The 24,725-nt window shown below is 48.1% G+C and carries 32 protein-coding genes and 1 riboswitch; of the genes, 12 read left to right on the plus strand and 20 right to left on the minus strand.

Annotated features, from left to right (window positions below; genetic code table 11):
- Positions 1 to 116: 116 nt before the first annotated feature.
- The 3 genes from ACFFLE_RS04335 to ACFFLE_RS04345 form a co-directional block, all read right to left on the minus strand.
- A complete protein-coding gene (locus tag ACFFLE_RS04335) occupies positions 117 to 374 on the minus strand; it encodes a DUF1871 family protein (RefSeq protein WP_380569920.1) in 258 nt (85 codons plus the stop codon).
- The gene (locus ACFFLE_RS04340; protein ID WP_380569921.1) at positions 352 to 558 is read right to left on the minus strand and encodes a hypothetical protein; all 207 of its coding nucleotides are present in this window, start codon (positions 556 to 558) and stop codon (positions 352 to 354) included. The genes ACFFLE_RS04335 and ACFFLE_RS04340 overlap by 23 nt, the downstream gene beginning before the upstream one ends.
- A 115-nt stretch (positions 559 to 673) precedes the next feature.
- A complete protein-coding gene (locus ACFFLE_RS04345; protein WP_380569922.1) occupies positions 674 to 1,264 on the minus strand; it encodes a peptidylprolyl isomerase in 591 nt (196 codons plus the stop codon).
- Positions 1,265 to 1,471: 207 nt separating this feature from the next.
- Between ACFFLE_RS04345 and ACFFLE_RS04350 the strand changes: the two genes are divergently transcribed.
- Genes ACFFLE_RS04350 through mnhG form a run of 7 tightly spaced genes read left to right on the plus strand, consistent with a single transcriptional unit; the run spans position 1,472 to position 7,250 of the window.
- The gene (locus tag ACFFLE_RS04350) at positions 1,472 to 3,883 is read left to right on the plus strand and encodes a Na+/H+ antiporter subunit A (RefSeq protein WP_380569923.1); all 2,412 of its coding nucleotides are present in this window, start codon (positions 1,472 to 1,474) and stop codon (positions 3,881 to 3,883) included.
- Positions 3,852 to 4,319: a Na(+)/H(+) antiporter subunit B gene (locus ACFFLE_RS04355; RefSeq protein WP_380569924.1), complete on the plus strand. Its 468-nt coding sequence runs from the start codon at positions 3,852 to 3,854 to the stop codon at positions 4,317 to 4,319. The genes ACFFLE_RS04350 and ACFFLE_RS04355 overlap by 32 nt, the downstream gene beginning before the upstream one ends.
- Positions 4,319 to 4,660, plus strand: a complete 342-nt coding sequence (locus tag ACFFLE_RS04360) for a Na(+)/H(+) antiporter subunit C (protein ID WP_380569925.1) — start codon at positions 4,319 to 4,321, stop codon at positions 4,658 to 4,660. Before ACFFLE_RS04355 ends, ACFFLE_RS04360 begins: the two co-directional genes overlap by 1 nt.
- Complete coding sequence (locus tag ACFFLE_RS04365) at positions 4,650 to 6,143, plus strand: Na+/H+ antiporter subunit D (protein WP_380569926.1); 1,494 nt, start codon at positions 4,650 to 4,652, stop codon at positions 6,141 to 6,143. The genes ACFFLE_RS04360 and ACFFLE_RS04365 overlap by 11 nt, the downstream gene beginning before the upstream one ends.
- A complete protein-coding gene (locus ACFFLE_RS04370; protein WP_380569927.1) occupies positions 6,144 to 6,623 on the plus strand; it encodes a Na+/H+ antiporter subunit E in 480 nt (159 codons plus the stop codon).
- The gene (locus ACFFLE_RS04375) at positions 6,620 to 6,919 is read left to right on the plus strand and encodes a Na(+)/H(+) antiporter subunit F1 (protein WP_380569928.1); all 300 of its coding nucleotides are present in this window, start codon (positions 6,620 to 6,622) and stop codon (positions 6,917 to 6,919) included. Before ACFFLE_RS04370 ends, ACFFLE_RS04375 begins: the two co-directional genes overlap by 4 nt.
- Positions 6,897 to 7,250, plus strand: coding sequence for a monovalent cation/H(+) antiporter subunit G (gene mnhG / locus ACFFLE_RS04380; RefSeq protein WP_380569929.1), 354 nt, complete (start codon positions 6,897 to 6,899; stop codon positions 7,248 to 7,250). Before ACFFLE_RS04375 ends, mnhG begins: the two co-directional genes overlap by 23 nt.
- Positions 7,251 to 7,295: 45 nt before the next feature.
- Here mnhG and ACFFLE_RS04385 read toward each other — a convergent pair whose 3' ends face one another.
- The 6 genes from ACFFLE_RS04385 to ACFFLE_RS04410 all read right to left on the minus strand — a co-directional run bounded on the left by ACFFLE_RS04385 (position 7,296) and on the right by ACFFLE_RS04410 (position 11,559).
- Entirely contained in the window at positions 7,296 to 7,670 is a 375-nt protein-coding gene (locus ACFFLE_RS04385; RefSeq protein WP_380569930.1) for a hotdog fold thioesterase, read from the minus strand.
- Positions 7,663 to 9,150, minus strand: coding sequence for a leucyl aminopeptidase (locus tag ACFFLE_RS04390; RefSeq protein ID WP_380569931.1), 1,488 nt, complete (start codon positions 9,148 to 9,150; stop codon positions 7,663 to 7,665). The genes ACFFLE_RS04385 and ACFFLE_RS04390 overlap by 8 nt, the downstream gene beginning before the upstream one ends.
- Before the next feature lie 10 nt (positions 9,151 to 9,160).
- Positions 9,161 to 9,478 (minus strand): YuiB family protein, encoded by a 318-nt coding sequence (locus tag ACFFLE_RS04395; protein WP_380569932.1) that lies wholly within the window; start codon positions 9,476 to 9,478, stop codon positions 9,161 to 9,163.
- A gap of 63 nt (positions 9,479 to 9,541) precedes the next feature.
- Complete coding sequence (locus ACFFLE_RS04400) at positions 9,542 to 10,753, minus strand: NAD(P)/FAD-dependent oxidoreductase (RefSeq protein WP_380569933.1); 1,212 nt, start codon at positions 10,751 to 10,753, stop codon at positions 9,542 to 9,544.
- Between the two features lie 124 nt (positions 10,754 to 10,877).
- Positions 10,878 to 11,237, minus strand: a complete 360-nt coding sequence (locus ACFFLE_RS04405; protein WP_380569934.1) for a HesB/IscA family protein — start codon at positions 11,235 to 11,237, stop codon at positions 10,878 to 10,880.
- Positions 11,238 to 11,295: 58 nt separating this feature from the next.
- Positions 11,296 to 11,559: a DUF1450 domain-containing protein gene (locus ACFFLE_RS04410; RefSeq protein WP_344703377.1), complete on the minus strand. Its 264-nt coding sequence runs from the start codon at positions 11,557 to 11,559 to the stop codon at positions 11,296 to 11,298.
- Between the two features lie 103 nt (positions 11,560 to 11,662).
- Between ACFFLE_RS04410 and ACFFLE_RS04415 the strand changes: the two genes are divergently transcribed.
- Positions 11,663 to 12,721 carry an NAD(P)/FAD-dependent oxidoreductase gene (locus tag ACFFLE_RS04415; RefSeq protein WP_380569935.1) on the plus strand — a complete coding sequence of 353 codons (1,059 nt, stop codon included), beginning with the start codon at positions 11,663 to 11,665 and terminating at the stop codon, positions 12,719 to 12,721.
- Positions 12,722 to 12,778: 57 nt separating this feature from the next.
- On the opposite strand, the gene ACFFLE_RS04420 is transcribed toward ACFFLE_RS04415, so the two are convergent.
- On the minus strand, positions 12,779 to 13,021 hold the full coding sequence (locus tag ACFFLE_RS04420) for a NifU family protein (protein ID WP_344703381.1): 243 nt from the start codon (positions 13,019 to 13,021) through the stop codon (positions 12,779 to 12,781).
- A gap of 97 nt (positions 13,022 to 13,118) precedes the next feature.
- Between ACFFLE_RS04420 and ACFFLE_RS04425 the strand changes: the two genes are divergently transcribed.
- Positions 13,119 to 13,424: a YuzD family protein gene (locus ACFFLE_RS04425; protein WP_380569936.1), complete on the plus strand. Its 306-nt coding sequence runs from the start codon at positions 13,119 to 13,121 to the stop codon at positions 13,422 to 13,424.
- 36 nt (positions 13,425 to 13,460) lie between these two features.
- On the opposite strand, the gene ACFFLE_RS04430 is transcribed toward ACFFLE_RS04425, so the two are convergent.
- From ACFFLE_RS04430 to ACFFLE_RS04450, 4 genes are all read right to left on the minus strand, one after another.
- Positions 13,461 to 14,000 carry a biotin transporter BioY gene (locus ACFFLE_RS04430; protein ID WP_514131197.1) on the minus strand — a complete coding sequence of 180 codons (540 nt, stop codon included), beginning with the start codon at positions 13,998 to 14,000 and terminating at the stop codon, positions 13,461 to 13,463.
- A gap of 108 nt (positions 14,001 to 14,108) precedes the next feature.
- Positions 14,109 to 15,065, minus strand: a complete 957-nt coding sequence (locus tag ACFFLE_RS04440; protein ID WP_380569938.1) for a 2-hydroxyacid dehydrogenase — start codon at positions 15,063 to 15,065, stop codon at positions 14,109 to 14,111.
- The gene (nucF, locus tag ACFFLE_RS04445; RefSeq protein WP_380569939.1) at positions 15,066 to 15,839 is read right to left on the minus strand and encodes a 5' nucleotidase NucF; all 774 of its coding nucleotides are present in this window, start codon (positions 15,837 to 15,839) and stop codon (positions 15,066 to 15,068) included.
- The gene (locus tag ACFFLE_RS04450) at positions 15,829 to 16,260 is read right to left on the minus strand and encodes a DUF86 domain-containing protein (protein WP_380569940.1); all 432 of its coding nucleotides are present in this window, start codon (positions 16,258 to 16,260) and stop codon (positions 15,829 to 15,831) included. The genes nucF and ACFFLE_RS04450 overlap by 11 nt, the downstream gene beginning before the upstream one ends.
- A 90-nt stretch (positions 16,261 to 16,350) precedes the next feature.
- Between ACFFLE_RS04450 and ACFFLE_RS04455 the strand changes: the two genes are divergently transcribed.
- Positions 16,351 to 16,617, plus strand: coding sequence for a DUF3055 domain-containing protein (locus ACFFLE_RS04455; protein ID WP_380569941.1), 267 nt, complete (start codon positions 16,351 to 16,353; stop codon positions 16,615 to 16,617).
- Between the two features lie 65 nt (positions 16,618 to 16,682).
- Here the strand turns inward: ACFFLE_RS04455 and ACFFLE_RS04460 are convergent, their stop codons facing one another.
- From ACFFLE_RS04460 to ACFFLE_RS04480, 5 genes are all read right to left on the minus strand, one after another.
- Positions 16,683 to 17,075: a YutD family protein gene (locus ACFFLE_RS04460; protein ID WP_380569942.1), complete on the minus strand. Its 393-nt coding sequence runs from the start codon at positions 17,073 to 17,075 to the stop codon at positions 16,683 to 16,685.
- A gap of 254 nt (positions 17,076 to 17,329) precedes the next feature.
- Entirely contained in the window at positions 17,330 to 18,922 is a 1,593-nt protein-coding gene (locus ACFFLE_RS04465) for a Na+/H+ antiporter NhaC family protein (protein ID WP_380569943.1), read from the minus strand.
- A gap of 99 nt (positions 18,923 to 19,021) precedes the next feature.
- Positions 19,022 to 19,186: riboswitch (Lysine riboswitch) on the minus strand.
- 47 nt (positions 19,187 to 19,233) lie between these two features.
- Positions 19,234 to 20,550, minus strand: a complete 1,317-nt coding sequence (locus ACFFLE_RS04470) for a bifunctional metallophosphatase/5'-nucleotidase (protein WP_380569944.1) — start codon at positions 20,548 to 20,550, stop codon at positions 19,234 to 19,236.
- A 10-nt stretch (positions 20,551 to 20,560) separates the two neighbouring features.
- Positions 20,561 to 21,382, minus strand: a complete 822-nt coding sequence (locus tag ACFFLE_RS04475) for a sulfite exporter TauE/SafE family protein (protein WP_380569945.1) — start codon at positions 21,380 to 21,382, stop codon at positions 20,561 to 20,563.
- Between the two features lie 69 nt (positions 21,383 to 21,451).
- Positions 21,452 to 22,300, minus strand: coding sequence for a DUF72 domain-containing protein (locus ACFFLE_RS04480; RefSeq protein ID WP_380569946.1), 849 nt, complete (start codon positions 22,298 to 22,300; stop codon positions 21,452 to 21,454).
- A gap of 306 nt (positions 22,301 to 22,606) precedes the next feature.
- On the opposite strand from ACFFLE_RS04480, the gene ACFFLE_RS04485 reads away from it, so the two are divergent.
- Together ACFFLE_RS04485 and ACFFLE_RS04490 are read left to right on the plus strand one after the other, a co-directional pair.
- Positions 22,607 to 23,311 (plus strand): ABC transporter ATP-binding protein, encoded by a 705-nt coding sequence (locus ACFFLE_RS04485; RefSeq protein ID WP_380569947.1) that lies wholly within the window; start codon positions 22,607 to 22,609, stop codon positions 23,309 to 23,311.
- Positions 23,308 to 24,072 carry an ABC transporter permease gene (locus ACFFLE_RS04490; RefSeq protein ID WP_380569948.1) on the plus strand — a complete coding sequence of 255 codons (765 nt, stop codon included), beginning with the start codon at positions 23,308 to 23,310 and terminating at the stop codon, positions 24,070 to 24,072. Before ACFFLE_RS04485 ends, ACFFLE_RS04490 begins: the two co-directional genes overlap by 4 nt.
- Before the next feature lie 39 nt (positions 24,073 to 24,111).
- Here the strand turns inward: ACFFLE_RS04490 and ACFFLE_RS04495 are convergent, their stop codons facing one another.
- The gene (locus ACFFLE_RS04495) at positions 24,112 to 24,669 is read right to left on the minus strand and encodes a thioredoxin family protein (protein WP_380569949.1); all 558 of its coding nucleotides are present in this window, start codon (positions 24,667 to 24,669) and stop codon (positions 24,112 to 24,114) included.
- Positions 24,670 to 24,725 lie beyond the last annotated feature (56 nt).

A 24,725-nucleotide genomic window follows, 5' to 3' on the forward strand; every position in this document is an offset into this window, starting at 1 on the left:
TTGGATTACCCCACTAACTTTTCAGTTATCATACGCATGAACCATTTTATCACAAGCAACCGTGTTTATCGAATCAAACACTGCCAAAATAAAAAACCACAGGATAGAACCTGCGGTCATGCATCATTATAGAGTCGTTTGAGCACCAGGGCCTGTTCAGTCATCGGATCGATTTCCGCCAAGGGTATCACGGTTTCAAACGACTGGTTGAAGATCTCCTGGATCGCCCGGCTCACAACGTGTACATCATCACTTTCATATATGGCGGATATGGCGTCATATATTTCCGGGTCATAATCAAAACCCGCTTGCAGTTGAAGCGGGTTCCAGTCTGAAATAAGTCTGTAGAGTTCAATACCTGCTTCCGGGCTCATCGCTCTCCTGCTCCATCCGCTTCATCACCTGTTCTTCGAACTCCTTCATCTTCTGTTCCTGTTTCTCGGAATACCGCTTGATCAGGCGATATGCCAGATAGGCCAGAAGCATGCAGATCGCCAAAGTGATGAAGGCGGGTATATATTCACTTTTATCTTCAGGGAAATATAAAAATGGCATCATAAATATTCACTCACCTTTGCTCCATACAGTATAACAAAGGTCTATTATGAATCGAGACCCTTTTAGTGACTATTTTGTGAGCGTTTATAATAAACGTCTTCATGGGAACCTAAGCCTACTCTGCCACTTCGATTGTTTCTATCTTGACGTCTTCTTTCGGCCGATCTTGTGCACCTGTCTCGACATCTGCAATCTTCTCCACTACATCCATGCCTTCAATGACATGGCCGAAAACCGTGTGGCGCTGATCGAGCCAAGGTGTACCGCCTTTTTCCTTATATGCTTCGATGATCTCAGCCGGATACCCTGCACCTTCAAGCTGGTTGATCATCTGCGCCGGCACTTCAGATGCCTGCACAATGAAGAACTGGCTGCCGTTCGTACCAGGTCCTGCGTTCGCCATGGATAGGGCGCCGTAGAGGTTGAATGCCTCTGTTGAAAACTCGTCTTCGAACGTTCCGCCGAATATGCTCTCCCCACCCATGCCTGTGCCGGTCGGATCTCCGCCCTGCACCATGAAGTCCTTGATCACACGGTGGAAGATTTGACCATCATAATAGCCGTTCTTTGCATGTGTCGTAAAATTTTCGACTGTCTTCGGGGCGATGTCGCCGAACAACTTGACTTTAACGTCCCCATGATTGGTGCGGATGATTGCGGATGTTTCGTTATTGCCTACCTCTGTCGTCAATTGTGTAAATGCCATGAATAATATGCCTCCTGATTTCATTTATTGCAATTTTAACATTGAAATTATGAAAATATAAAATGAATTTTCTATGAAAAATATTCCCTTTTTTCCTATTTAACACTATACAGACATTCTATATTTTTTCAAACCCTATACATTTATTTAGGTGCCGCATTGCTGTATAATTGCAATATATATTGTAAAAATGAAGGAGGATATACTTTGACGCTGATACATATGGCGATATTACTGCCCCTGGTCGCTGCTGTGGCGATCGGCATCATCTATAAATATTATAAACGCATTCATCTGGGCTGGTTCGTATTGCCGGTCCCCGTAATAATTGCCATCTACCTGGCAACATTCATCCCGAAGGTAAGCAGCGGTCCGATACTTGAAACTATGCAGGTGATGCCCCGCATAGGGATGAATTTCGATGTCTACATAGACGGCCTCGGCCTCCTGTTTGCTCTACTCATATCCGGGATAGGTGCGCTGGTTGTACTCTATTCGATCGGCTATCTGTCCCACCGGGAAGACCTGGGCAATTTCTACATCTACCTGCTCATGTTCATGAGTGCGATGCTCGGTGTCGTCCTGAATGATAATGTTTTGATGCTTTATCTATTTTGGGAATTGACTTCCATATCAAGTTTTCTTCTGATCGCTTTCTGGTTCATGAAGGAACGTTCACTATATGGCGCACAGAAGTCCATGCTGATCACCATGTTCGGAGGGTTCATGCTGCTTGGTGGATTCCTTACTCTTCATACGATTACGGGCACCTACAGCATCCGCGAGATGCTGGCACAGGTTACGCTCATCCAGGAAAGTCCGGTGGCACCGACCGCCATTGTACTCATCCTGCTCGGTGCTTTCACCAAGTCGGCACAATTCCCGTTCTACATCTGGCTGCCTGACGCTATGGAAGCACCGACGCCCGTCAGTGCCTATCTGCACTCAGCCACGATGGTCAAAGCCGGCATATATCTCGTTGCACGCCTGACGCCATTATTTGCATTCTCCGAATTATGGGTATGGATAATCCTGCTCGGCGGGTTGATTACACTTGCCTGGGCATCCTTCAATGCAGTGCGTAAAGACGATCTGAAAGCAGTACTGGCCTTTTCCACCGTCTCCCAGCTCGGCATGATCATGTCGCTGCTTGGTCTTGGTGCATTGAGTGTGGGCACCGGTGCCGGTGAGACATACTTCTCGATTGCCGTTGTGGCGGCGGTATTCCACCTCATCAACCATGCGACCTTCAAAGGTGCACTCTTCATGGTCACTGGAATACTCGACCATGAGACGGGCACAAGAAGTCTGAAGCGCCTTGGCGGCCTTTTGACCCTTATGCCGATCTCATTTACGTTGACTTTCATTACAGCGTTATCGATGGCAGGACTGCCGCCATTCAACGGGTTCCTGTCAAAGGAACTTTTCCTTGAGGCGATGATCCATGTGACGGAGGCTGATTTCGCTTCACTAGCGAATATCGCTTTCGTATTCCCTCTGCTTGCAATAGTCGGAAGTATATTCACTTTCATCTATTCCATACAGATCATCTATGGCGTCTTCTTCGGTAAACGTACCCATGATACACCGAAGGAACCCCACGAAGCGCCTGCCCTGATGTGGATATCCCCGGCGATACTTGCTGTACTCGTCATTACATTCGGACTGTTCCCGAACGTATTGTCAGGTTCAATAATCGATCCGGCCGCCATGAGCATAATGGCGACTGATGCGCCGCTCGGCACCCATATCTCCATGTGGCATGGGTTTGCGAATCCTGCTCTGTGGGCGACGATTGCCATCGTCATTACCGGTTCATTGTTGTTCTATTTCCGGGACAAATGGATGTTCATATATGATTACCATAAAGAGCGCTTTACCTTGAACTATGTCTATGACCAAGGGCTCATGCACAGCAGGTTCGCTTCAAGGAAAGTGACCGACAGCTACATGACAGGCTTCATCCGTTCCTATCTGGCCTATATCTTCATGTTTTTCGTCGTGTTGGGCGCCATCTCCCTATGGAACACGGGTATAGAGCTCAACTTTTCGGATATGGCACCTGTCGGCATCCAGGAAATGATTCTTGTGATGATTGTCCTGATATCGATTACGGTCATACTCGCCACCAAATCCCGTATCGTTTCAATCATCATGCTCAGCGCGATCGGTTTCGTGATGGCCCTGTTCTTCGTGTTCTTCAGGGCACCTGACCTTGCTTTGACACAGCTGGCCATCGAAACGGTAACGACGGCGTTGTTCCTCGTATGCTTCTACCATCTTCCGGCAAGAAGCAAGCATCCGGAACGCATGCGCTTCAAGTTCACCAATTTCCTTGTGTCCCTTGGGGTCGGCATCATCGTCATCATGATCGGCCTGATTGCATACTCCAATCAACTGTTCGACCGCATCAGCCAGTTCCATATCGATAATGTTAAAGAACTCGGCGCCGGCGGCAACATGGTAAACGTCATACTCGTCGATTTCCGTGGCTTCGATACCTTATTTGAAACATTGGTATTCGGCATCGCCGGAATCGGCATCTATGCTCTGATGAAATTAAGACTAAACAGAAAGGATGAGACAGATGAAGCAGACCCTGAAGAAAACCGGGCATGATAAAGCGGATAGACAGATGAACGACGTCTTTTTGCAGTTCACTGCGAAACTGGTATTCCTCATCGTCATCATGTTCTCATTCAACCTTTTCTTTGCCGGCCACTATACACCAGGCGGCGGTTTTGTGGGAGGATTGCTTGCTGCTGCAGCATTGATATTGCTGTTGATCGCATATGATAAAAAGACACTGCAAAGGATGGTTCCGATCGACTTCAGGCTGATCATCACATCCGGATTGACGTTTGCAGTCGGCTTGCCTACGCTATCATTCTTCTTCGGCACGCCGTTTTTCACGCACCAGCACACTCATATAGAAATACCCGTATTCGGTGATGTGGCCCTCCACTCCGCCGTCCTGTTCGACCTTGGGGTGTTCCTGACAGTGGCTGCGACTGCGCTCTTGATCATAGTACTTGTCGGGGAGGCGGAAAACTGATGGAACTGATAACAATTCTACTGAGTGGCATTCTGATCGGTTCTGCCGTCTACCTCATGCTATCAAGGAGTGTCATCCGCATCATCATCGGCACAGCTTTGTTGAGCCATGGGGTGCACCTCATGCTGTTGACGATGGGTAAACTCAAGCGCGGCAACGTGCCTGTGCTTGATGAGGCAGTCGAAAACTATACCGATCCCCTGCCGCAGGCGCTTATATTGACCGCGATAGTCATCGCCTTCGCGCTGACTGCATTCATTCTGGTCCTTGCCCTGAGAGCCTACGGAGAGTTGGGGACAGATGATGTTGAAGAAATGAAAGGAGTTCCACATGACGACTAACATATTGCCATTGCTGCCCATCATCATTCCCTTCTTCACCGGGATAGTGATGCTGTTTACAGGCAGACGTCCTTTGGCACACAGAGTAATGGCGGCAGTAGGCAGCCTGCTTGCCCTCATCGCCACCATCTGGCTTACAATCCATGTTTACCAGAGCGGCACGATCGTCACCTACATCGGCAGCTGGGTCGCCCCGTTCGGCATCAGCGTCGTCATCGATATGGCTGCTGCCCTGCTGCTGTTAACGACGGCTATCATCACCATGTTCACTGTCATCTACTCATTCCAGTCGATCGGCATCGAACGGGAGAAGTACTATTATTATGTCATGGTAATGTTCATGATCACGGGAGTGAACGGTGCATTTTCCACCGGGGACATCTTCAACATGTTCGTCTTCTTTGAAGTGTTCCTTCTTGCATCTTATGTACTCATCACTCTCGGCGGCACAAAGATTCAACTTCAGGAAGGCTTCAAATATATACTGGTCAACCTGATTTCTTCGAACTTCTTCGTCCTTGGATTGGCGTATCTCTATTCTGTGACCGGCTCATTGAATATGGCGGATATCTATAATAAATTATCAGCTTTTGAAGGGAACTACAGTATCATGACGCTCGTCGCCGTCCTGTTCATCTTCGTATTTGCGACAAAAGCCGGTGTATTTCCGCTCTACTTCTGGTTGCCTGGCTCCTATTACGCGCCACCTATGCCAATCCTCGTCCTTTTCGGGGCACTTTTGACCAAGGTTGGTGTATATGCCATTGCACGGACATACAGCCTATTCTTCATCGACAATGTAGATTTCACAAACCAGATACTGTTGCTAATTGCTTTAGCGACGGTTGTAATGGGGTCGATCGGTGCCCTCAGCTACACTGATATGAAACGCATCATCATCTATAACATACTTATTGCCGTCGGCGTCATTCTTGTGGGCGTGGCAATGATGGATCAGACCGGCCTTGTCGGGGCCTTCTACTACCTCATCCACGATATGCTCATAAAAGCGGCACTTTTTATGCTCGTGGGTTATCTGATCTACCGCACGGGTGAGACCGGCATCCAGAAACTTGGTGGTCTGATCAGGCTGCATCCGTGGACTGGATGGATGTTCTTCATCGCTGCGATGGGGCTTACCGGAGTCCCACCGTTATCCGGATTCTATGGCAAGCTTTTCATCGTCCAGTCGACCTTTGAAAATGACCATTACATTTCTGGAATCATTGTACTCCTATCGAGTCTTGCCGTACTGTACTCCGTAATCAAGATTTTCATCGGGGTATTCTGGGGCAGCGACATGGACTTCTCGAAGCTGCGCCCGATTAAAAGCGATAAGATATTATTTGCATCCTTCGCAATGGTCATACTGTCGGTTGTATTCGGACTTGCTGCTGATGCCCTCTATCCGCTCTTTGATATGGCTGCGCAATCTTTCTATGATCCGGCTTCTTACTCCAACTACTTGACGGAGGTGGAATAGATGGCTCTACAGATACTCATAAACCTGGCACTTGCTTTCCTATGGATGTTCATCGGTTCGAATTTTACCGTTCCCGCCTTTACGACCGGCTATCTGCTTGGTCTATTGTCAGTCTATATACTGAGGGGATTCCTTCCGGGTTCGTTCTATCTGAAGCGGGTATATGCGATAATCCGCCTCACCTTCATCTTCATCATCGAGTTGATCAAGTCGAACATTGAAGTCGTTAAAATCGTACTGCGTCCAAAAATCGATGTGAAGCCTGCATTTTTTGCCTACCCATGCGATTTAAAGGATGAATGGGCAGTCAGTCTGCTATCGGCTCTCATCACTTTGACGCCCGGCACACTAGTCGTTGCAATTTCAGATGACCGTTCCATCCTCTATATCCATGCCTTGGACATTGAGGATGCAGAGTCCGAGATCAAATCCATCAAAGAGAGCTTCGAGCATTCGATAGAAGAGGTGAGGAAAGCATGACAACTTTTTTGGACATCATCATAATTATCAGCATCATCATCCTAGCTTTCGCCATGCTCGGTATGATCTACCGTATGGTTAAAGGACCTTCGCTGCATGATAAAGTGGTGGCGCTCGATGCGCTTGGCATTTTGCTGATGGCCATGATTGCACTAATGGCTATGACGCTGCGCACCACCTATCTGCTCGTTGTCATACTATTGATCGGCATTCTCGCCTACATTGCAACAATCGCGTTTGCGAAATATCTCGAGAAAGGCGTGATCTTCGAAAATGATAGACATGATAATGACTAGCATCATCGCCTTCTTCATCCTGGGTGGCGCCTTCTTTGCAGCGGTCAGTGCCATTGGGGTCATCCGCCTGCCTGATGTGTACTCGAGGCTGCACGCAGCTTCGAAGAGCTCCACTCTTGGAGTGATGATGATGATGACCGGTACTTTCCTGTACTTCTGGTATATAGAGGGTCACGTGGACAGCAAGCTGTTCCTGGCAGTATTGTTCGTCTTCATCACCGGCCCGGTTTCGGCGCATATGCTCTCCAGAAGCGCATTCCATGCGGATGTGGAACCTGCCGAATCGACTGTATTGAATGAATTGAAGCGAGATGAAATGCGGGAGGAATAATCCGCACAATAAAAAAACGATGGATAAATTATCCATCGTTTTTTTTTATCTTTTCTTTTTGACTGCCATCGTACACCTTGATAGGCAGACAATTTCATCTACTTCATCGGTGATTTCAATTTCCCATATTTGGGTCGTCCGGCCTTGATGCCGGCATTTGGCTTTTGCCGTGAGCGTGCCGGATTGTTTGGTCTTCATATGATTGGCGTTGATCTCCATACCAAACGTTATTTCATCGTCTCCGACAAGGGAGGTGGCCCCCATACTCGCTGCGGTTTCGGCAAGGACGACACTGGCGCCACCATGCAGGTAGCCGAAAGGTTGGAAGACCTTTTCGGTAACCGGCATCTCCATGATCATCAAACCAGGTTCCTCATGCACCGTTTCTATCGACAAGAGCGCTATCAATCCGCTATTCATGTATTTCCCCCGTTTCAAAAAGTTTAACGATGGTACGTATCATGACCCCAGTGGCCCCTTTCGGACCGAACGCGGTCGGTGAATCTACAGTGCCCGTCCCTGCTATGTCGAAATGGATCCAAGGTGTGCCGTTGGCGAACTGTTTGATGAAGCATGCTGCGAATGAAGCCCGCCCCGGCTTCTCAACATGGTTGGTCAAGTCAGCTACAGCTGATGCGCGGACATTGCGCTCTTCCACGTCAGAAATCGGCAATTGCCATACTGCTTCACCGGTCTGTTCCGACACCTCCATCAGCGGTTTTAGGAATTCATTCGATTTATTTGTAAATATCCCCGTCCGTTCAGTACCGAGCGCTGCCACCACCGCACCCGTCAATGTGGCGAAATCCATAATGATTGATGGGGAATACTGTGAAGCATGGAATACTGCATCGCCCAGCACGAGTCGGCCTTCCGCATCCGTATTCTTCACTTCAACCGTCTGGCCGCTATAGGAAGTGTAGACATCATCAGGGCGCATCGCATTGCCATCAACCATATTTTCAGCCAGGGCCACGACGGCTATGACGTGGACCGGAAGCTTCATTTTAGAAATCGCATGAATCATGCCGATGACATTCGCAGCGCCGCTCATATCGTACTTCATTTCAGGCATCCCCGTCTTGGATTTGATAGAGTAGCCTCCAGTATCGAACGTGATACCCTTGCCGACCAATGCAACCGGCTTATGGTTTTTCGCCTCAGGGTGCGCATATTCGATCGTGACCAGCCTTGGCTTCGCCTCGGAAGCCTTACCTACGGCCATGATCAGACCATACCCTTCCTCTTCCAGCACCTGCTCATCTTTAATTTCTCCGGTGACATGTTCATGGGTACTGAAGATATCCGCAATCTTCCCCGCCATGTGTTCAGGCGTCATGATGTTTGGCGGTGTTTCACTGAAATTGCGTGCCAATGCTATACTTTCCCCAACAGTGCTGTAGTACGCGACATCATTTTTGATGTCGCGTGTGCCGGTCAATGAGAAATGGGCTGTCTCAGCAAAACCCGGGCCTGCATTTGTCTTATAGGAATAGAACTCATATATGCTCGCTTCTGACATTATTGCAAGCGCCTCTGCCGAATTCTGTCCCTTAACCTCGAACGTGTCCATTAGAATCTGTCCTTCGGCGATGTCACACTGCTTCAGATATTGGAACAGCGTCCCGAACACTTCCAGCATCCCTGTACCTTCAGAGGCCTCCTGATCGCCTAGGCCGATTGCGACTACCTTTCTGTAGTCCTGCTGAATATGGACGCCTGTCGCGGTGATTTTCTTGAATTCTGCAGACAGGATGCCCTTCTCGACCATCTCTTCAAGCTGGCCATTAAGTAAGGTATCCACTTCTTCAAAATTCAACAGTGTTGCCGGGTCCTTCGGCAGGCCGATGATGATCGGCTCATCCGTAGCGATATATTTATCACGATATTGAAATTTCATTTTATCCCCCCTAGAACATCTGATACCCGGCGTTGCGCAGATAACGTATCGTCATTCCTGCAAGTATGGTCCCGACAAGGCCGCTGCCAAGCATCAGTATATCTGCAAGCTGCAAATTCACGAGGTGTTCCCCAAGCGTACTGAACGCCCCCGCAGTATTCGTCAGATACTCGGTCGTCGATATGCCATCGACGATGAGCAATACAATGATTGGGTAGATCCCCACCATCAACCATGTCATTTTCAGGATCATATTGAGGATGAAGCTTATGCCGTAGAACAGCACAAAAAATAACAGCATGGATATGGCTAGCTGTATTATTGACATTTATTTGACCTCCAACTGAAAAAGGCATGGGCATAAAATACCCATGCCTGTACTATCGATTTATCAGAACATTTTACCTTTCGAATACGCGAGGAGCGGACCGCCGATTTTGAAGACTGCCCTTGTATCGACTACGCGTTTCATGAAGGCTGCTTTCTTGCCTTTTATCTCGCGTCCCAAAACAAGGCCTATGCCATCGTTCGAACCGAGTGAACATACCGTGCCTTTATCGGAAAACACGAATGGTTCCTTCTTCTCGCCCTTCAATGTCAATTCGATGTTTTTTGCAGTGTGTTCCCCAAGCTGCATCGCGATCTGCGCAGTAGTTGGGTAAGGACGCGCATTTTCACCTTCACCGTTCATGACAGCTGCAACGTCACCTATGACATAGATGTTGTCGTATCCTTTTGCCGTCAGGTCAGGTTCCACTACAAGACGACCGCGCTTTACGCCTTCGAAGGTTTCATCCATGAGCTTACTGCCGCGTACACCTGCAGTCCAGATGACACTATTCGCTTCAAGCTGCTGTTTTTCGTCATTCACTTCAACTACAAAGCCATCTTCGTTGGCAGCGACGATAGGTGTATTGACCATAAATTTGACGCCACGGTCTTCAAGGAATTTCATTGCATACTGTACGAGATTTTCCGGGAACATCGGCAGCATTTTCGGTGCCGCTTCAACGCAGGTGATATTGACTTTGTTGTAGTCGACGCCGTATTTCTCACACAGTTCCGGTACACTTTCAACAAGCTCGCCCAAGTATTCGATGCCTGTGAATCCAGCACCCCCAACCAGTATGGAGAGATCCTTCTGGTCATTGGAACGCTTATAGTTGGCGATGTTTTCTTCTATCTCGCGGTAGGCCTTGACCGCAGTCTGAGGATTGACGATGGAATGCGCATGGTCTGCCATGCCATCGATGCCGAATGTTTCGCTTTCGAACCCAAGTGCGACCACGAGAATATCATAATCGAAATTGCCATGTGTCGTTTCGACGGTCTGTTCATCTTTATTGATGGCAGTCACTTCAGCAGGTACGAAAACCACTTTCTGGGCATCAATCACCTTATTTATAGGATAGACGCCGTCCTGCCACTCCATGGTGCCAGCAGCCGTCTCGTGTAGCCAAGTAGATTCATAATGATACTCATTCTTGTTGATCAGCGTAATGTCGGCATCTTGGAAGGATAGCTTCTTCTGCAAGTCCGAAACCATCTGCAATCCTGCATAGCCTGCACCCAACACAAGAATCTTCTTTCTTTCAAAACTCATTGTAACGTCACCTTTTCTCTCGTTATTTATTCCGATAAACATTGCCACAACTAAAATCGCTAATATTATTCTTATATAATATTAGCGATTTCTTTCACATATTTCAAGTGATTCAGTGCAGATTCTAACAATCTCCCGGTTCCCCGGCAACTTCTTTGGTGCGGAAGGAGGAACCGCATCCGCAAGACAGCGTGGCATTTGGATTTTCAATCGTGAAGCCGCCACCCATCAACGACTGTTTGAAGTCTATTACCGTCCCGTCGATTACTGGGATATCATATTTGTCCACAAGCACTTTCACGCCATAGAATTCGTATACTTCATCTTTATCAGTCTGCTCGGTTTCGGCACCCATGCCATAGGTCAAGCCTGTACAGCCGCCACCTTGCACTTTGAATCTGAGGTATCCGTCTTCCATATCGTTCTGCTCGAGCATATCCTTCACTTCGTAGGCTGCGCTTTCAGTCAATGTTATATGAGACATACCGTCACCTCTTTAGTTTCTATTATATTATACTGTTGATTATAAAGCACTGGGGCGATCAACTCAAATCATCAAATTCCTTTTCCAGCTTTTCATTGTTCTTCTCTATGCGTTTATATATCTTCTCAAGCAGCTTATCTGCCGTCATTGCACTGACTATCTCGCCATCAACCAAGACGAAGAACGCCTTACTGCACAAACCGCAATTGTTGAGGCAGCCGTAGTCGAGCACGTCTATGCCTGGATCTTCATCGAGTTTTTGGTAGATGTCTTCGGTGCCCTTCAGCATATTGGATGAGCAGAATTCGACGAGAGTGAACATTATTATCCTTCTTTCCACTATATATTAGTTCCATTCATTGTAGTTTATATACTTAACTATTATAATGGATATACTAGAATTTAAAAACAAGGCGGTACTGACTATGAAGAATATCGTTTGTCTTGGGGGCGGTTACGGAAATATGCGCTTCATCCAGCGTATAGCTCCTAAGCTCCCTTCCGGATATACCATCACATTGGTGGATGTGAATCCCTTCCACGGGATGAAGACCGAATACTATGCGCTCGCGGCGGGCACCAAAAGCGAGACCAAAGTCCGGATGGACTTTCCTGACGACAAGAACGTCAAAGTGCTCTTTGATACAATAACCGGCATCGATCTCGAAAAGAAGGCTGTGACCCTTGAAAGGGAGACGATCCATTATGACATGCTCGTCATCGGCCTTGGCTGTGAAGATAAATACCACGGGGTGCCGGGGGCTGCTGAACATACGTACAGCATCCAAAGCCTCAGGCAGTCCCGTGCCACCTACGAGAAGATCGGCGACTTGGAACCCGGCTCGAAAGTGGGCATCATCGGTGCCGGCCTAAGCGGCATCGAGATAGCAAGCGAACTTCGTGAAGCACGTGAAGACCTCAAAATCCGGCTTTTCGACCGGGGAGACCGGATCTTGCCGATGTACCCTGAACGTCTCAGCGCGTACGTCAAAAGATGGTTTGACGATAATGACGTTGAAGTCATCCCGAATTCCAACATTGTTGAAGTGGCAGCCGATACAGTCTACAACAATGACGCCTCCCATGCCCTCGACATGTCGATATGGACTGCAGGGGTCCAGCCTGTTGAAGTCGTGCGCAACCTTCCTGTAGAGTTCGGGTCTGGGGGGCGTGTGGTATTGAACCAATATCACCAGATACCAGGTTTTGAAGATGCGTATGTCGTGGGAGACTCGGCGGCACTCAAGCACGCACCTTCGGCTCAAGTGGCCGAAGGCCAGGCAGAGCAGATTGCCGAAATCATCGAGGCAGTCGTCAAGGATAAGCCGTTGCCAAAGGAAATGCCCGACATCAAAATGCAGGGAATCCTCGGCTCGCTCGGTTCAAAAGAAGGCTTTGCCTACCTTAGGGAAAGGACCGTCACCGGACGTATCGCCCGCATGCTGAAAAGCGGTGTGCTATGGATGTACAAGCTCGGGGTCTAGACTCATGGACAGCTAAATGAAACAACAGCCCCCGCGAGTGCAGGGGCTGTTGTTATTTTAAAAGACCTGTTCCACTTCTACAAATCCTGGAACTTCTTCAAGGAGAGCACGCTCGATGCCTGCCTTGAGTGTGATTGTGGAACTTGGGCATGTGCCGCATGCACCCAGAAGGCGCAATTTGACGATGCCATCCTCAACATCCACAAGTTCGCAGTCCCCACCATCCCTCAGCAGAAACGGACGCAATTTATCCAGTACTTCATCTACTCGTTCGTACATTGTATCTTGTCCTGTAGTCATTCCATTCACTCCTATTCTTCTTACGCAATTAACTTATATATGTATTATAATGGATTTGGAAAGAAAAATCCATCATCAGAAAGGCGGATGTTATTCAATGAAATATGCTATCAACGTCTATGGCCGCGATGTCATCTGTGCCAGCTGTGTGAACGCGCCGGGGTCGAGGGATACCTACGAATGGCTCCAGGCGGTGCTGAACCGCAAATACCCAGATCATGACCTCCACTTCAATTATATAGATATGGACCATGATGAAAACCTTTCGGATTATGATGCTGACATCATCGAACGGATAAACGATGATGAGCTGTTCTATCCACTCGTCACAATCAACGATGACATCATCCAGGATGGCCATGTCCAATTGAAGCCGATCCAACGGGCAATCGAACAGAAATGATGCTAGAACAGGGTGCCGGAGCGGCACCCTGTTTTCTTATATTGCAATATTCAATCCACGACTTACTAATGCCTTCGCAAATAGGAACGTCGCCGCCCCAACTGCCAAATCTTTCAGGATGAAAGGCAACACCGCCAACTTGAAGGCTTCGGCTGCATTCACCGGAGTCTCCAAAAAGATGTTCATCGCGAACATGAAATACAATAACCCACTCAAAAAGATTATCAGGATGGCTGCAAATGTAAAGCTGAGGCTTCTGAGGGTGGTTACTTGATGGACACGGCCAAACCCTGCACACCAAGCGGCGGGTATGTATCCCACTATGAAGCCGAATGTGGGCGAAAATATGCTGCCGATGCCTCCACCCCCGGCGAAGACCGGAAGGCCAAAGAGACCCATGAGCATATAGACGAAGGCGCTCAAAGCTCCTAATTTCGGGCCGAGCAGCAGCCCCCCGAGCAGAACCATTGGAACTTGGAAAGTCAGGGGCACCGGCCCCAATGGGATGCGGATTTGGGCACCGATTGCGATGAGTGACGCGAAGACTGCGACATAGACAAGATGTTTTGTAGACATGATTCCCTCCTCTTCTTTATGAGTATGATACCACTTCCGCCGAACAATTGTTACCCTTTAATTAAAATTGGTTGACGATATGTCTAAAATAAAAAGCCCACAGGCTTTTTATCTTACTGGGGTGATCGGTTTACCGCCATTTAACACTTCCATGATGTTGTTGACGCATAGGTTCATCATGTTGTTCCTCGTGTCTACTGAAGCGCTGCCGATGTGGGGCAGGAGTGTCATGTTCGGAATGTCTGTAAATGGATGGGCGTCACTGATCGGCTCATTCTCGAATACATCCAATGCTGCGCCTTTGATATCACCATTTCGGACAGCCTGAGCCAAGTCTTCCTCCACTACATGCGCGCCCCGGCCGATATTGATGAAGAAGGCGCTGCGCTTCATCTTATCGAAGGCCGCTTTATCGAAACGATGCCTTGTTTCTTCGGTGAGCGGTGCTGCACATAGGACGAAATCGGATTCTGCCATAAGTTCTTCAAAAGAGACCAGCTCAGCCCCCAATTCGTCGGCTGCTTCTGAACGGCTGCGGTTATGGTAGATGATCTTGGTACGGAAGCCACTCAGGCGACGTGCAAAAGCAGCACCGATCGAGCCCATCCCGAATATGCCAACCGTTTTGCCGAAGACATCTGTGCCTGCCATATGATAAGGACTCCATCCCGACCACTCCCCGGCCATCAGCTCGCGGTTCGCCTCCAGCACGCGCCGTGCCGAAGTCAATATCAACGTGAAGGCAAGCTCTGCCGTCGTCTCCGTCAAGACGTCAGGGGTATTGGTGATGATTACACCATGGGACTTCGCAGCTTCGAGATCGATGTTATCATAGCCGACCGCCAAGTTTGCGACGACTTTCAAATTCTGGGCGCCGTTAAGCATTTCTTCATCGACTTTATCGCTCAGCATGGTCATGACACCGTGAGCGTCCTTCGTCTCCTCCAAAAATCTCTGCCGCGGCATCGGTGTGTTGTCCTCGTCCCACACCACCACTTCAAAGTCCTTTTTCAGCTTGTCGACCATAGCCGGATTGATCCTTCTTGTAATGACGATCTTCTTCATCTATTCAACACTCCATCCCTTGAGATTTTCAATCATGAAGGTCGGTTGTATGGGCTGTTGCCTGACCTGTTCGCTCGAGGTCACCCCTGTGTCCACGTGGAGCGTGTCCACACCACCTTCCAGTCCTGTCTTGATGTCTGTATCGTAATTGTCTCCAACGAGTAGTACACGCTCCTTTTGAAGCCCCAGTGCCTTTATCGCCGCTTCCAGTATAATTCCTGATGGTTTGCCCACAGTGACTGGTTCTACGTCCGTCGCACTGGTGAGTACAGCAGCCAAAGCGCCATTCCCGGGCACAAGACCTCTTTCCGTTGGAAATTTGCGGTCGGGATTTGTGGATATGAATGTTGCGCCTGCAGCAATCAACAAGGCGGCTTCCGATAACTTTCCGTAGTTGATGTCTATATCCAGGCCCATGACGACGTAATCGGCATGCTCATCTGCCGATTGGATAATCTTGAATCCGGCTGATTCCAGTGAATATTTAAGGCTATCTGAGCCAACAACATAAACCGCAGCCCCCGGGTGGGCCGCACTCAGATAATCGACAGTCGCCATGGTTGAAGTGTATAGCGTTCGGGGATGAATATCAAACCCCATGTCAATCAGCTTCTGGGCAGCCTCTTCCTGTGTCTTCGTCGCATTATTGGTCAAAAATACATAAGGGATCGAGGCTTTGTTGAGCCTGTCTACAAAATCGATTGCACCTTCTATGACCGTTCCACCATTATACATGGTGCCATCCAGGTCAATGAGGTAGCCTTCATACGTCATGGTCATCCCCCTTGAACGCTGTAATAGCCTGTCCTTCGTTTTCAAAGAAGTTCAGGACATTCTGCTTAAAATCACTGTATGCGGATAGATTACTGGCGAAATCCCGTTTCATCTGGTCATGGTTGAGCCGCGTATAGTTACGTGTCAGCTCGCTCCGCCATTCGAACGTAGCACGGAAACGTTCGTTATCTTCTTTGGGGATCACGCCTTCGTTTTCCATTATATCCATGACATCCTGGTAACTGCCGGGGTCCCTCAATATAAAAGCGTCAATGATCATATTACCGACATCGACCGACGCTTCGATCAGCATATGGCACGTGCGTTCCAATGCCAGCCCATCTACTTTCTCGAATGTTCCAGTCAATTCCTCTACGTACATGAGGCGTTCGTTCAGTATATCCTTATCTACAAAATACATGTTCCAAGCCACTTCCAATCACGATAATTTTGTAACGTCCTTATTAATATGATAGCATAATCCCAATAACTTTAACTGGAGGATACCCCTTTGATCGACTTCTTTCTTTATGATGATGTAGAAGATACCCAGACGCGATATGTCAGTTTCGTCGGTGAGCATGGCCGTTATGACCTGGCCATTATACAGACAGGCCGCTATTTCGGCAAAAGTCTTGTGCTGAATACCCAAAGTAGCCGGTTTGGAATAATCGGCAGTGATGACCTCGAGGAACCGGGATATATCGCCCATATCCTCGACTATGATGACGATCAGGCGGCTGAGGTCGAGTCTTTCCTGTCGGAAGTCATCGTCTAAATGCCTGCATTGCCTAAAAAAGCCTGCTTATCCCCTAAGGGAAGCAGGCTTTCTTGTTGTCTGTCTCATTCCTCAGGCGTCAGGTGGCCTGCCAATGTCTTTTTATCCGTCTCATTTTCTTCAGGGTCTGCGGGCCCAACATCATTTCCCTGTTGCCCTTCCTCCACCTGCTCCTTCAGTTCGGACTTCGGCACTTTGCGGAGCACGAAGTAGGCGCAGCCGAAGTTGCAGTATTCACTGATGTAGTCTTCAATGGCACTGAATTTCTTGTCAGGCTCAACCTTCTTTTTACTGTCCCGATAAAAGCCGGTCAATCTCAACTTCTCATAGCCGATATCCCCTACTATATAGTCGTATTTGTTCAGGACCTCGCTGTATTTCCCTTCGAATTGAGCCTCATCGAATGCTTCACGGTAATCTTCTATAAGTTCAAAATGCATATGATCGATTGTAATCATTTGAATCACCCTTCAATACTTCATCACTTTCGGCTTGCCTCGGCATCACCTGGCCATCCATATGATGAACAGAGCACACCGCTTGTCCTGCCTGACAATACTTGCACGCTTTTCAGAGAGCCGTGCATCCTCCTTATAATTCAAGCATTAAATTCATATTATCATATTAAGCGGGACTTCATGTGATGCTTCAGGATATTTTACCAGATTGATGGAATCCTCTTCTTCAGGCTGAAGACGGGGATTTTTATGTGCTAGACTTCAGAGCCCCTTTCTTCTATTGGTGAATTGGTCAACTTCGATACGGCCACGACCAGTATCAACAGTACTGCAATGACTCCGAGTGATAGCAGTAGACTCGATGTGAATCCGAGCACCAGGTAACCCACTGTCGCAATCAATGCAGAACCGATTGCATATGGCAGCTGGGTGAGCACATGGACGATATGGTTGCATCCGGCACCGGTCGAGGACAGTATGGTCGAATCGGATATCGGTGAACAGTGGTCCCCGAACACGGCACCTGCCAGTACAGCCGCGATGCTCGGCAGCAACAGCTCTGTTTCATTCAGGGAGATCATGATCTCACCGGTAATCGGAATCAGTATTCCAAAAGAACCCCAGCTCGTACCGGTGGCCAATGCCATCAGGCATGCCACAATGAAGACAACCGCCAAAAGTACACTGGTCGGCATATTGGAACTCTCAACCATGCCACCAAGCAATTCCCCTGTACCGATTTGACCGATCAGATCCCCTATCATCCAAGCGAGTGTGAGGACCAGAATGGCTGGAAACATCGCCATGAAACCCGTTTTGATGCCCAGCCAAATTTCAGTTTTGCCGAAATGTTCGTCTTTTCTTGTGTACCTGAAATAATAGAACAGGCTGAGCACAAGCCCGACGATTCCCCCGAGGACGAGGGAGTGTGTCACCATAGTGTTCTCGAATATGCTGAAGACGTCAAATGATCCACCTGCGATCACCCCTGTTATGAACATGAATACGATGACTGTCGCAGCAAGACCCAATATCGGTACGATGAGCGCCTTGGCCGACCCTTTCTCATAGACCGGCAAGTCTTCATCCGTCTCACCCGGAACCTCACGTGTACTACCGAACAGCTCTCCATCCTGGATCGCACGGGTTTCATGCTTCCTCATCGCACCGATGTCGAACTTGACAAAGATGACGATGAACATCATCGCAATTGCCGTGATGACATAGAAATTCATCGGGATCATATAGATGAACGCTTCAAATGGCGTGACACTGACCATCCCGGCTGCAGCTATCAGGGGCGCCACAAGTCCCATTATGCCTGCCCCCCAACTGGAGATCGGTGACACAACAGAAACGGGAGAGGCTGTCGTGTCGATGAAATAGGCCAATTTCGCGCGTGAAACCTGATATCTATCAGTGAGCGGCTTGGCTACCTGACCCACGATCAATGCACTGAAATAATCATCGATGAAGACGATGATCCCAAGTAGCGCTGTAGCAAATGTCGCCCCTCTTCTGGATTTCACTTTCGTCAATGCCCAGGCCGTGAAGGCTTTCGCACCACCGGACATGTTCATGAAGGCAGTCATGATGCCAAGGAGGCTTAAGAATATAAGGATGAAAGCGTTCCACGTATTAATGCTGCCTCCGTCTATGAAGATAAGCAGAAAAGCGTCCCATATGACACCTAAAGTGCCGGTCACGTCAGCACCTGCCACGACAAGTGCCGATGTTATTATGCCTATCCCCAGACTGATGCCCACCTTACGCGTCAACAAGACCAGCAGTAATGTAAGTAACGGGGGAATCAGTGATATGTACTCCCAATTCAATATGCTCTGCATATTTTTAACCTCCAATTAAAAATGTGAATGTGATTTTACGATGATAAAGAAAAAGACGCCACAGCAGCATTACAGAATCAGCCACTGTGACGTCCCTCACAATTACGTAGCGCATCATCGTAATGATAGTACCTGGTCTATTGAACCGGATCCCAGAATACCCCCCTACCAGGCGGTTTCTTCGGCAACTTCCCCTTTCCCGGAACATCAAAGCATGTCTGCTCCTTTCCGGTACTATTGGTCGTTGCAACCTCTACTTTCGGTTATTAAGTTAATACATGACATTATAGCACATACACATCATATTACAACTACAGTTTATCGGCATACATCTTTACGATGTCCCTCAGGAATTCAGGCATCTTATAGACTTTATTGGAATAGCGGAACTGGGGGAATATCCTGCCGAACGTATACATATCCAATGTTCCAAGCTTGTAGGTCTTACGGTCCTGTATTACTTCACCGTTGATGTAGTATTCCCGTTCAGATTGTACGTATCCGATGTTATCCATGACGAAACAGCCGAATATATCCCCCCTGAAGCCAAGGCCACGTACTATTTCATCCTTGAATTCATTTTGGGCGGCCTGGTTGAACACTTCCTTCAGCTCACGCCCAGTCAATTCGATCTGTACAGCATTAATGGCATGGGGCAATACTTTATGCAGATCGTATTCGGTCAGATCACCGCCGGCAAACGATTTCGCAATCAACCCCGTATGCAGAAGACCGACATCACTATCTGTGAATATCCGCAGCATTTCGGCAAGTCTGGAGATGAATCTTCCTGTCGAATAGAGCCGCCTTTCTATAGGCGCCACATCATGCCTGACGACTGTCGACAACAGTTGGCGCCCCCTGTCATAATACTTATCTTCCGTTCCCGTCAGAAGGTCAGTGCTATACAGACGAGCCTGCTTATCCACCAATTTGCCTGCTTCAAAATCGAGCGTAACTTCTCCGACGTAATCACCGAACCGTCCGGCAGCCGCAAGCAGCGTATCGCCGACCCACTCCCCTTCCTCAAGGTGGTGATGGGTGTGGGAACTTAATATCACATCGATTTCAGGGAACATCATAGCAAGGGATTCATCATCGTAACGGCCAAGGTGACTCATCATGATGATGCAGTCGACTTCAGTGTTCATTTCCCGGATTGCATGGAGGATCCAGTCGAAGGCTTCGGACACTTCCCACCCGAGTGCCTTATAGAAGGGCGTGAATTCAACTGTAGCCGCGATGAAACCGAATTTTATCCCTTTAATTTCCTTGATGACGTAAGGTTTGAAGTAAGGGTGGGCACTGCCCACTTCCCGCAAATTGGCACAGATGACGTCGAAGGTAGCATCATCATATAGCGTCTTAAGTTCCTCTTTCTGCAAGGTGATGCCTTCGTTGTTGCCGATCGTCGCCACCTCGCAACCCGCTTCATTCAGCAGCTCGACATTTCCTTTGCCGAGTGTCGCTTCGGTATATGGATGGGCCCGATCGGTATGGTCCCCAAGATCGACGTAGACCATGTGATCTTTATATTGTTGTTTTTTGTTGATCAGAAAGTCACTGATCTTTTTATAGTTATATAAGTTGCTGTGTATATCATTAGTATGGAAAAGTTTCAATTCCATTGAATCACCTCTATAGGATGGTCTTTAGAATCATGTAGACACCAAGCAGCAGCAGCACTGTACGTAGGACGACAACCAGCGAGTCGGAGTTGAAGTGCCGATTCGCCATCACCCCGATCTTGGCACCGAGGAAGGCAGCAGGTACGATGAAGGCAGCATACCAGACATCGACGTTGCCCTGCAGTATATGGCCGAATGCGGCCGCACTTCCAGAGAAGAACACCATCATCATGCTGGTCCCGATTGCGATTGTTGCCGGCATACGGAAAACAAGAAGCATCAATGGCGTCATGAGTGCACCTCCACCGATACCGAAAAGGCCGGTGAAGAATCCTACTATGAAAGTTGAAATGATTGCGATATAAGCCGGAAAACCATAATGGTGCACATCCCCCATATTATCCACATGTGGTTCCATGTAACGTTCATCCTGAAAAATTGAAATTGGCTTGATGCGGTCCCTGACGATAAGTAAGGTGCTTAAGAAGATGAGAAAGATGCCAAAATATAGGTTGAAGCTATCCACTGTGAAGAAACGACTCGCATAGGAGCCGATGAAGGCTCCCGGCATGATGCCGATCAGGAACAAGCCGCCGTTTTTCTTATCCACCTGATTACTCCGTCCATAGGAAATCATCGCCGACAAGCCGATGACGATCAATATTATGCTCGAAGTACCAACGGCACTCTGTGGTGTTATCCGGTCAAGGATACCCATATTGATGCCGAAGAAAATGAGCAGCGGCACTATGATGACACCACCACCGATGCCTACAAGTGCACCAAGGGCAGAGGCCATCAGACCAATCATTATAAGGATGATATATTCCATAAGCATCACTCCTTCAAGGGCCCGAAGGGCAACCTTGGGCATTATCATGACATGCTTGCTCCAAATCAACTAGAACAGTTTCAGCTGCCTGGGGGAGAGTCCCTCGTAGCGTATTCCCATCAGTTCCATGAACTGTTGGGCGTTTCCGGCAGCATGTCCGCCGGAGTTATTGTTGAAAATGATATGGATCTCCCTCGTCTTGTGGCGCAGTATCTCTACCTGCCTTTTCAGCCACTCAAGTTCTACACCGTTATAATTATAGAGGTAGCGTACATTGCGCCATTCCTCACTCGAGCGGTCCTTCTGGGTCCACCCGTGTACATTACGGCCGTGCAGACGGATGAACGCTGTCTCATCCGTCACCCGGTTGACGAAGGGTATGCTGCCGATACCTGCCTGCGGTTCATCACAGATTGTATGGATGGCTTTATTGGCATGCAAGAATGCCAACGTATCCTCCTTGAATTGTTCCGTAAACCAGGATTGGTGCCTGAATTCGACAGCAGTTTTATAAGGGGCCAATTGTTCTTTGGCATACTTGACGTATTTAATGTTTCTGCTGGTGCAGTCAAACCATGGCGGGAACTGCAGCAGGACAAAGCTGAGCTTACCAGCCTGCCCCATCGGCCTCAACATGTCACGAAAGGCTGCAAATACATCTTTTATGGAATCGTAATGATCGCGGTAGTCACTGTGTCCTGTCATGTACTGGTGTGCTTTGACGATGAATTTGAAGCGTTCCGGGGTTTCATTGCACCACTTCTCAATTGTCGTATGGCGTTGAATGGCATAGTATGTAGCATCAAGTTCAACAATGGGAAAATGAGAGGCATAAGCCGTTAATTTATCTTTTTTATTTGTCAGGTCGGCATATAGGCTATGATGGTCGCCCCACCCTGTCAAACCGATATAGATCATAAAATCACCTTACCTCATTATACCATATCCCCCACGCATAATTATATTAGGCGTAAGGTGAAAAAATTCAATACCGACATTTATAATCACAGCAAATCATGTTATCATTTATTTTATAATGATTATAAATAACAACGGTGCTTCACTAAGTTGGCGAAATCCAGTACCATAAAGTAAACTGGGAAACTGTTCTGTCACCCGACGATAATAACAAGATACCGCCATATCTGCCCGACGCGCGGTCCAGTCTTTTCTTCATGATAATGATTACGGTTCATAATTCTATAATACAAGGAGCACAATCCAATGAGCATAATAGAATTCAGCAACGTCAGCTATAAGGACATTCTGCATGACATCACCGGCCACTTCAAAGAAGGGCGCATCACCACTTTCGTCGGCCCGAGCGGCGCCGGCAAAACGACGTGCCTGAAACATATAAACGGATTGTTGTCCCCTGACTCAGGAGAGATATTCTTCAGAGGCGAAAACATCCGTAACATGGATATGATAGAACTCAGGAAGAAGATAGGGATGGCTTTCCAGAGCGCACCGATGATCGGTGGCACAGTGTACGATAACATCAACCTCCCTAAAGCGATATTCAATGAATCCCTGGACAAAGCGTACGCCACTGAACTCCTTGATGGTGTCGATCTCGGCGATATTCCGCTGGATCAGGACATCCGCTCCTTATCAGGTGGGGAGAAAAGCCGCATTTCGATTGCCCGTACATTGGTCAACCAGCCGGAAGTTCTGCTTCTCGATGAAATCACCTCAAGCCTCGACTACCGAATGGTGAAAGAGGTCGAGCGCATGATCATCAAACTCCAGCGGAAACATGATGTGACCGTCATATGGATCACCCATGACCTGGACCAGGCAAGGCGTGTCAGTGACGATATGTGGTTCCTCCGTAAAGGGGAACTCATCGAATTTGGCGATGCTTCATTCATCGACGAATCCAGCAATCCGCTGGTACAAAAATTTGTGGAAGGGGAGGAATTATGACATTCGCCCAGCTTTCTCTGTCCCTGGTCTTTATCGCAATCCCTCTAGTTCTTACGCTTTTCCTTAAACTTGGATTAGAGAAGGATATCATAATCGCCACCATCCGTTCGATCATCCAACTGCTGATCATCGGCTATATATTGACCTTCGTTTTTGAAAGTGGCAGTGTCATATTCATCATTCTGATGATCATGCTGATGATTGCGGCCGCAACGCAGAACGTCATCAAAAAAGGGGAAGGGATACCAGGCATCACCTTGATGATCGTCATCACGCTCGTCCTGGTCGAACTGGTCACGATGGGAATCATGCTCGGCTTCGGCATCATCCCCTTTACTCCTGAAGAAGTCATTCCAATCAGCGGAATGGTCATCGGCAACTGTATGGTACTGTCTCTCCTATTTTTAAATAAATTTAAAGATGAAGTCGAACGCAGCGATGAAACAATCGAACTCATCCTTTCAATGGGCGGGAAACCTAAGACGGCTATAGACAAAAGTCTGAAATCCGCCATCCAGACAAGCATGATCCCCACCATCGAAGCCCAAAAGACCATGGGACTCGTCCAATTGCCGGGCATGATGAGTGGACTCATAATCGGCGGCGCCGATCCGATAGAAGCGGTCATGTACCAGTTGCTGGTCCTGTTCCTGATATTGACTACAGCTTCACTGTCTTCCGTCATGGTAGGCTATATGTCCTATCCGAAGCTGTTCAACCAGAAGATGCAGTTCATAGGTCTCACATACAACTCGAAATAAACGTAAAAGGGCACACCTAGTGGGTGTGCCCTTTTGTCATCATAAGCTCTTCTGCAACTCTGCCTTGATGCTGTCATATGTGGCGTGCCAAAATTCAGCATCAGAAGTAAAGCGTTCTGTAAGCTTGGTGATGAGGCCATGGAAGGCTTTCTCATGTTCTGGGTCATCTTTATCCGGAAGTTGGCTTTTCATCTCTGACACTTCCTGTTCCACCGCTTCTGCCCGCGGCCCCCAATGTGTCACTTCCTGACCATTCTCGTCGATGAAGATGAATATCGGAATCGAACGCGACTTTCCATTCGTCAAATATTGATCCATCAATTCAAGGTTCGAGTCCCTCAGTATCATCTTGACCGGCATATGACTCTTCTCGGCTAAATGCATCAATATCGGTATGTTCATCATCGCGTCCCCACACCAGTCTTCGGTGATGGCGATCACCCGTAGATTCTGTTTCTCCAATTCCAGGAAAAATGACGCGTCATCAGGTATGTCGAAGGCATCATATACCTCCTGCAGGTTCTCTCTATGCTTCTGCATCTCTTCAATATAGGTTTCAGCTGCAATTGCCTGGCTGAACCACTGATCAAGTGCCATGTTTACCCCTCCATTTTAAATGATATATCTGCAGTATATCATTTAAAATGCTTTTC

The organism is Salinicoccus siamensis, assembly GCF_042429615.1.
Taxonomy (GTDB): domain Bacteria; phylum Bacillota; class Bacilli; order Staphylococcales; family Salinicoccaceae; genus Salinicoccus; species Salinicoccus siamensis.

Bases quoted from the DNA above. Each gene is read 5' to 3' on its own strand.
- ACFFLE_RS04385 (WP_380569930.1), bottom strand. From the start codon at position 7,670: ATGAATAGCGGATTGATAGCGCTCTTGTCGATAGAAACGGTGCATGAG.
- nucF (WP_380569939.1), bottom strand. From the start codon at position 15,839: ATGACGTATGAAGGCTACCTCATTGACCTGGATGGCACCATGTATAAT.
- ACFFLE_RS04460 (WP_380569942.1), bottom strand. From the start codon at position 17,075: ATGATTACAATCGATCATATGCATTTTGAACTTATAGAAGATTACCGT.
- ACFFLE_RS04425 (WP_380569936.1), top strand. From the start codon at position 13,119: ATGAAATATGCTATCAACGTCTATGGCCGCGATGTCATCTGTGCCAGC.
- ACFFLE_RS04485 (WP_380569947.1), top strand. From the start codon at position 22,607: ATGAGCATAATAGAATTCAGCAACGTCAGCTATAAGGACATTCTGCAT.
- ACFFLE_RS04480 (WP_380569946.1), bottom strand. From the start codon at position 22,300: ATGATCTATATCGGTTTGACAGGGTGGGGCGACCATCATAGCCTATAT.
- ACFFLE_RS04345 (WP_380569922.1), bottom strand. From the start codon at position 1,264: ATGGCATTTACACAATTGACGACAGAGGTAGGCAATAACGAAACATCC.
- ACFFLE_RS04375 (WP_380569928.1), top strand. From the start codon at position 6,620: ATGACAACTTTTTTGGACATCATCATAATTATCAGCATCATCATCCTA.
- ACFFLE_RS04405 (WP_380569934.1), bottom strand. From the start codon at position 11,237: ATGTCTCATATAACATTGACTGAAAGCGCAGCCTACGAAGTGAAGGAT.
- ACFFLE_RS04340 (WP_380569921.1), bottom strand. From the start codon at position 558: ATGATGCCATTTTTATATTTCCCTGAAGATAAAAGTGAATATATACCC.
- ACFFLE_RS04450 (WP_380569940.1), bottom strand. From the start codon at position 16,260: ATGTATTTTGTAGATAAGGATATACTGAACGAACGCCTCATGTACGTA.
- ACFFLE_RS04490 (WP_380569948.1), top strand. From the start codon at position 23,308: ATGACATTCGCCCAGCTTTCTCTGTCCCTGGTCTTTATCGCAATCCCT.
- ACFFLE_RS04370 (WP_380569927.1), top strand. From the start codon at position 6,144: ATGGCTCTACAGATACTCATAAACCTGGCACTTGCTTTCCTATGGATG.
- ACFFLE_RS04360 (WP_380569925.1), top strand. From the start codon at position 4,319: ATGGAACTGATAACAATTCTACTGAGTGGCATTCTGATCGGTTCTGCC.
- ACFFLE_RS04390 (WP_380569931.1), bottom strand. From the start codon at position 9,150: ATGAAATTTCAATATCGTGATAAATATATCGCTACGGATGAGCCGATC.
- ACFFLE_RS04430 (WP_514131197.1), bottom strand. From the start codon at position 14,000: ATGTCTACAAAACATCTTGTCTATGTCGCAGTCTTCGCGTCACTCATC.
- ACFFLE_RS04495 (WP_380569949.1), bottom strand. From the start codon at position 24,669: ATGGCACTTGATCAGTGGTTCAGCCAGGCAATTGCAGCTGAAACCTAT.
- mnhG (WP_380569929.1), top strand. From the start codon at position 6,897: ATGATAGACATGATAATGACTAGCATCATCGCCTTCTTCATCCTGGGT.
- ACFFLE_RS04335 (WP_380569920.1), bottom strand. From the start codon at position 374: ATGAGCCCGGAAGCAGGTATTGAACTCTACAGACTTATTTCAGACTGG.
- ACFFLE_RS04475 (WP_380569945.1), bottom strand. From the start codon at position 21,382: ATGGAATATATCATCCTTATAATGATTGGTCTGATGGCCTCTGCCCTT.
- ACFFLE_RS04420 (WP_344703381.1), bottom strand. From the start codon at position 13,021: ATGACTACAGGACAAGATACAATGTACGAACGAGTAGATGAAGTACTG.
- ACFFLE_RS04410 (WP_344703377.1), bottom strand. From the start codon at position 11,559: ATGTTCACTCTCGTCGAATTCTGCTCATCCAATATGCTGAAGGGCACC.
- ACFFLE_RS04440 (WP_380569938.1), bottom strand. From the start codon at position 15,065: ATGAAGAAGATCGTCATTACAAGAAGGATCAATCCGGCTATGGTCGAC.
- ACFFLE_RS04365 (WP_380569926.1), top strand. From the start codon at position 4,650: ATGACGACTAACATATTGCCATTGCTGCCCATCATCATTCCCTTCTTC.
- ACFFLE_RS04415 (WP_380569935.1), top strand. From the start codon at position 11,663: ATGAAGAATATCGTTTGTCTTGGGGGCGGTTACGGAAATATGCGCTTC.
- ACFFLE_RS04355 (WP_380569924.1), top strand. From the start codon at position 3,852: ATGAAGCAGACCCTGAAGAAAACCGGGCATGATAAAGCGGATAGACAG.
- ACFFLE_RS04470 (WP_380569944.1), bottom strand. From the start codon at position 20,550: ATGGAATTGAAACTTTTCCATACTAATGATATACACAGCAACTTATAT.
- ACFFLE_RS04400 (WP_380569933.1), bottom strand. From the start codon at position 10,753: ATGAGTTTTGAAAGAAAGAAGATTCTTGTGTTGGGTGCAGGCTATGCA.
- ACFFLE_RS04465 (WP_380569943.1), bottom strand. From the start codon at position 18,922: ATGCAGAGCATATTGAATTGGGAGTACATATCACTGATTCCCCCGTTA.
- ACFFLE_RS04395 (WP_380569932.1), bottom strand. From the start codon at position 9,478: ATGTCAATAATACAGCTAGCCATATCCATGCTGTTATTTTTTGTGCTG.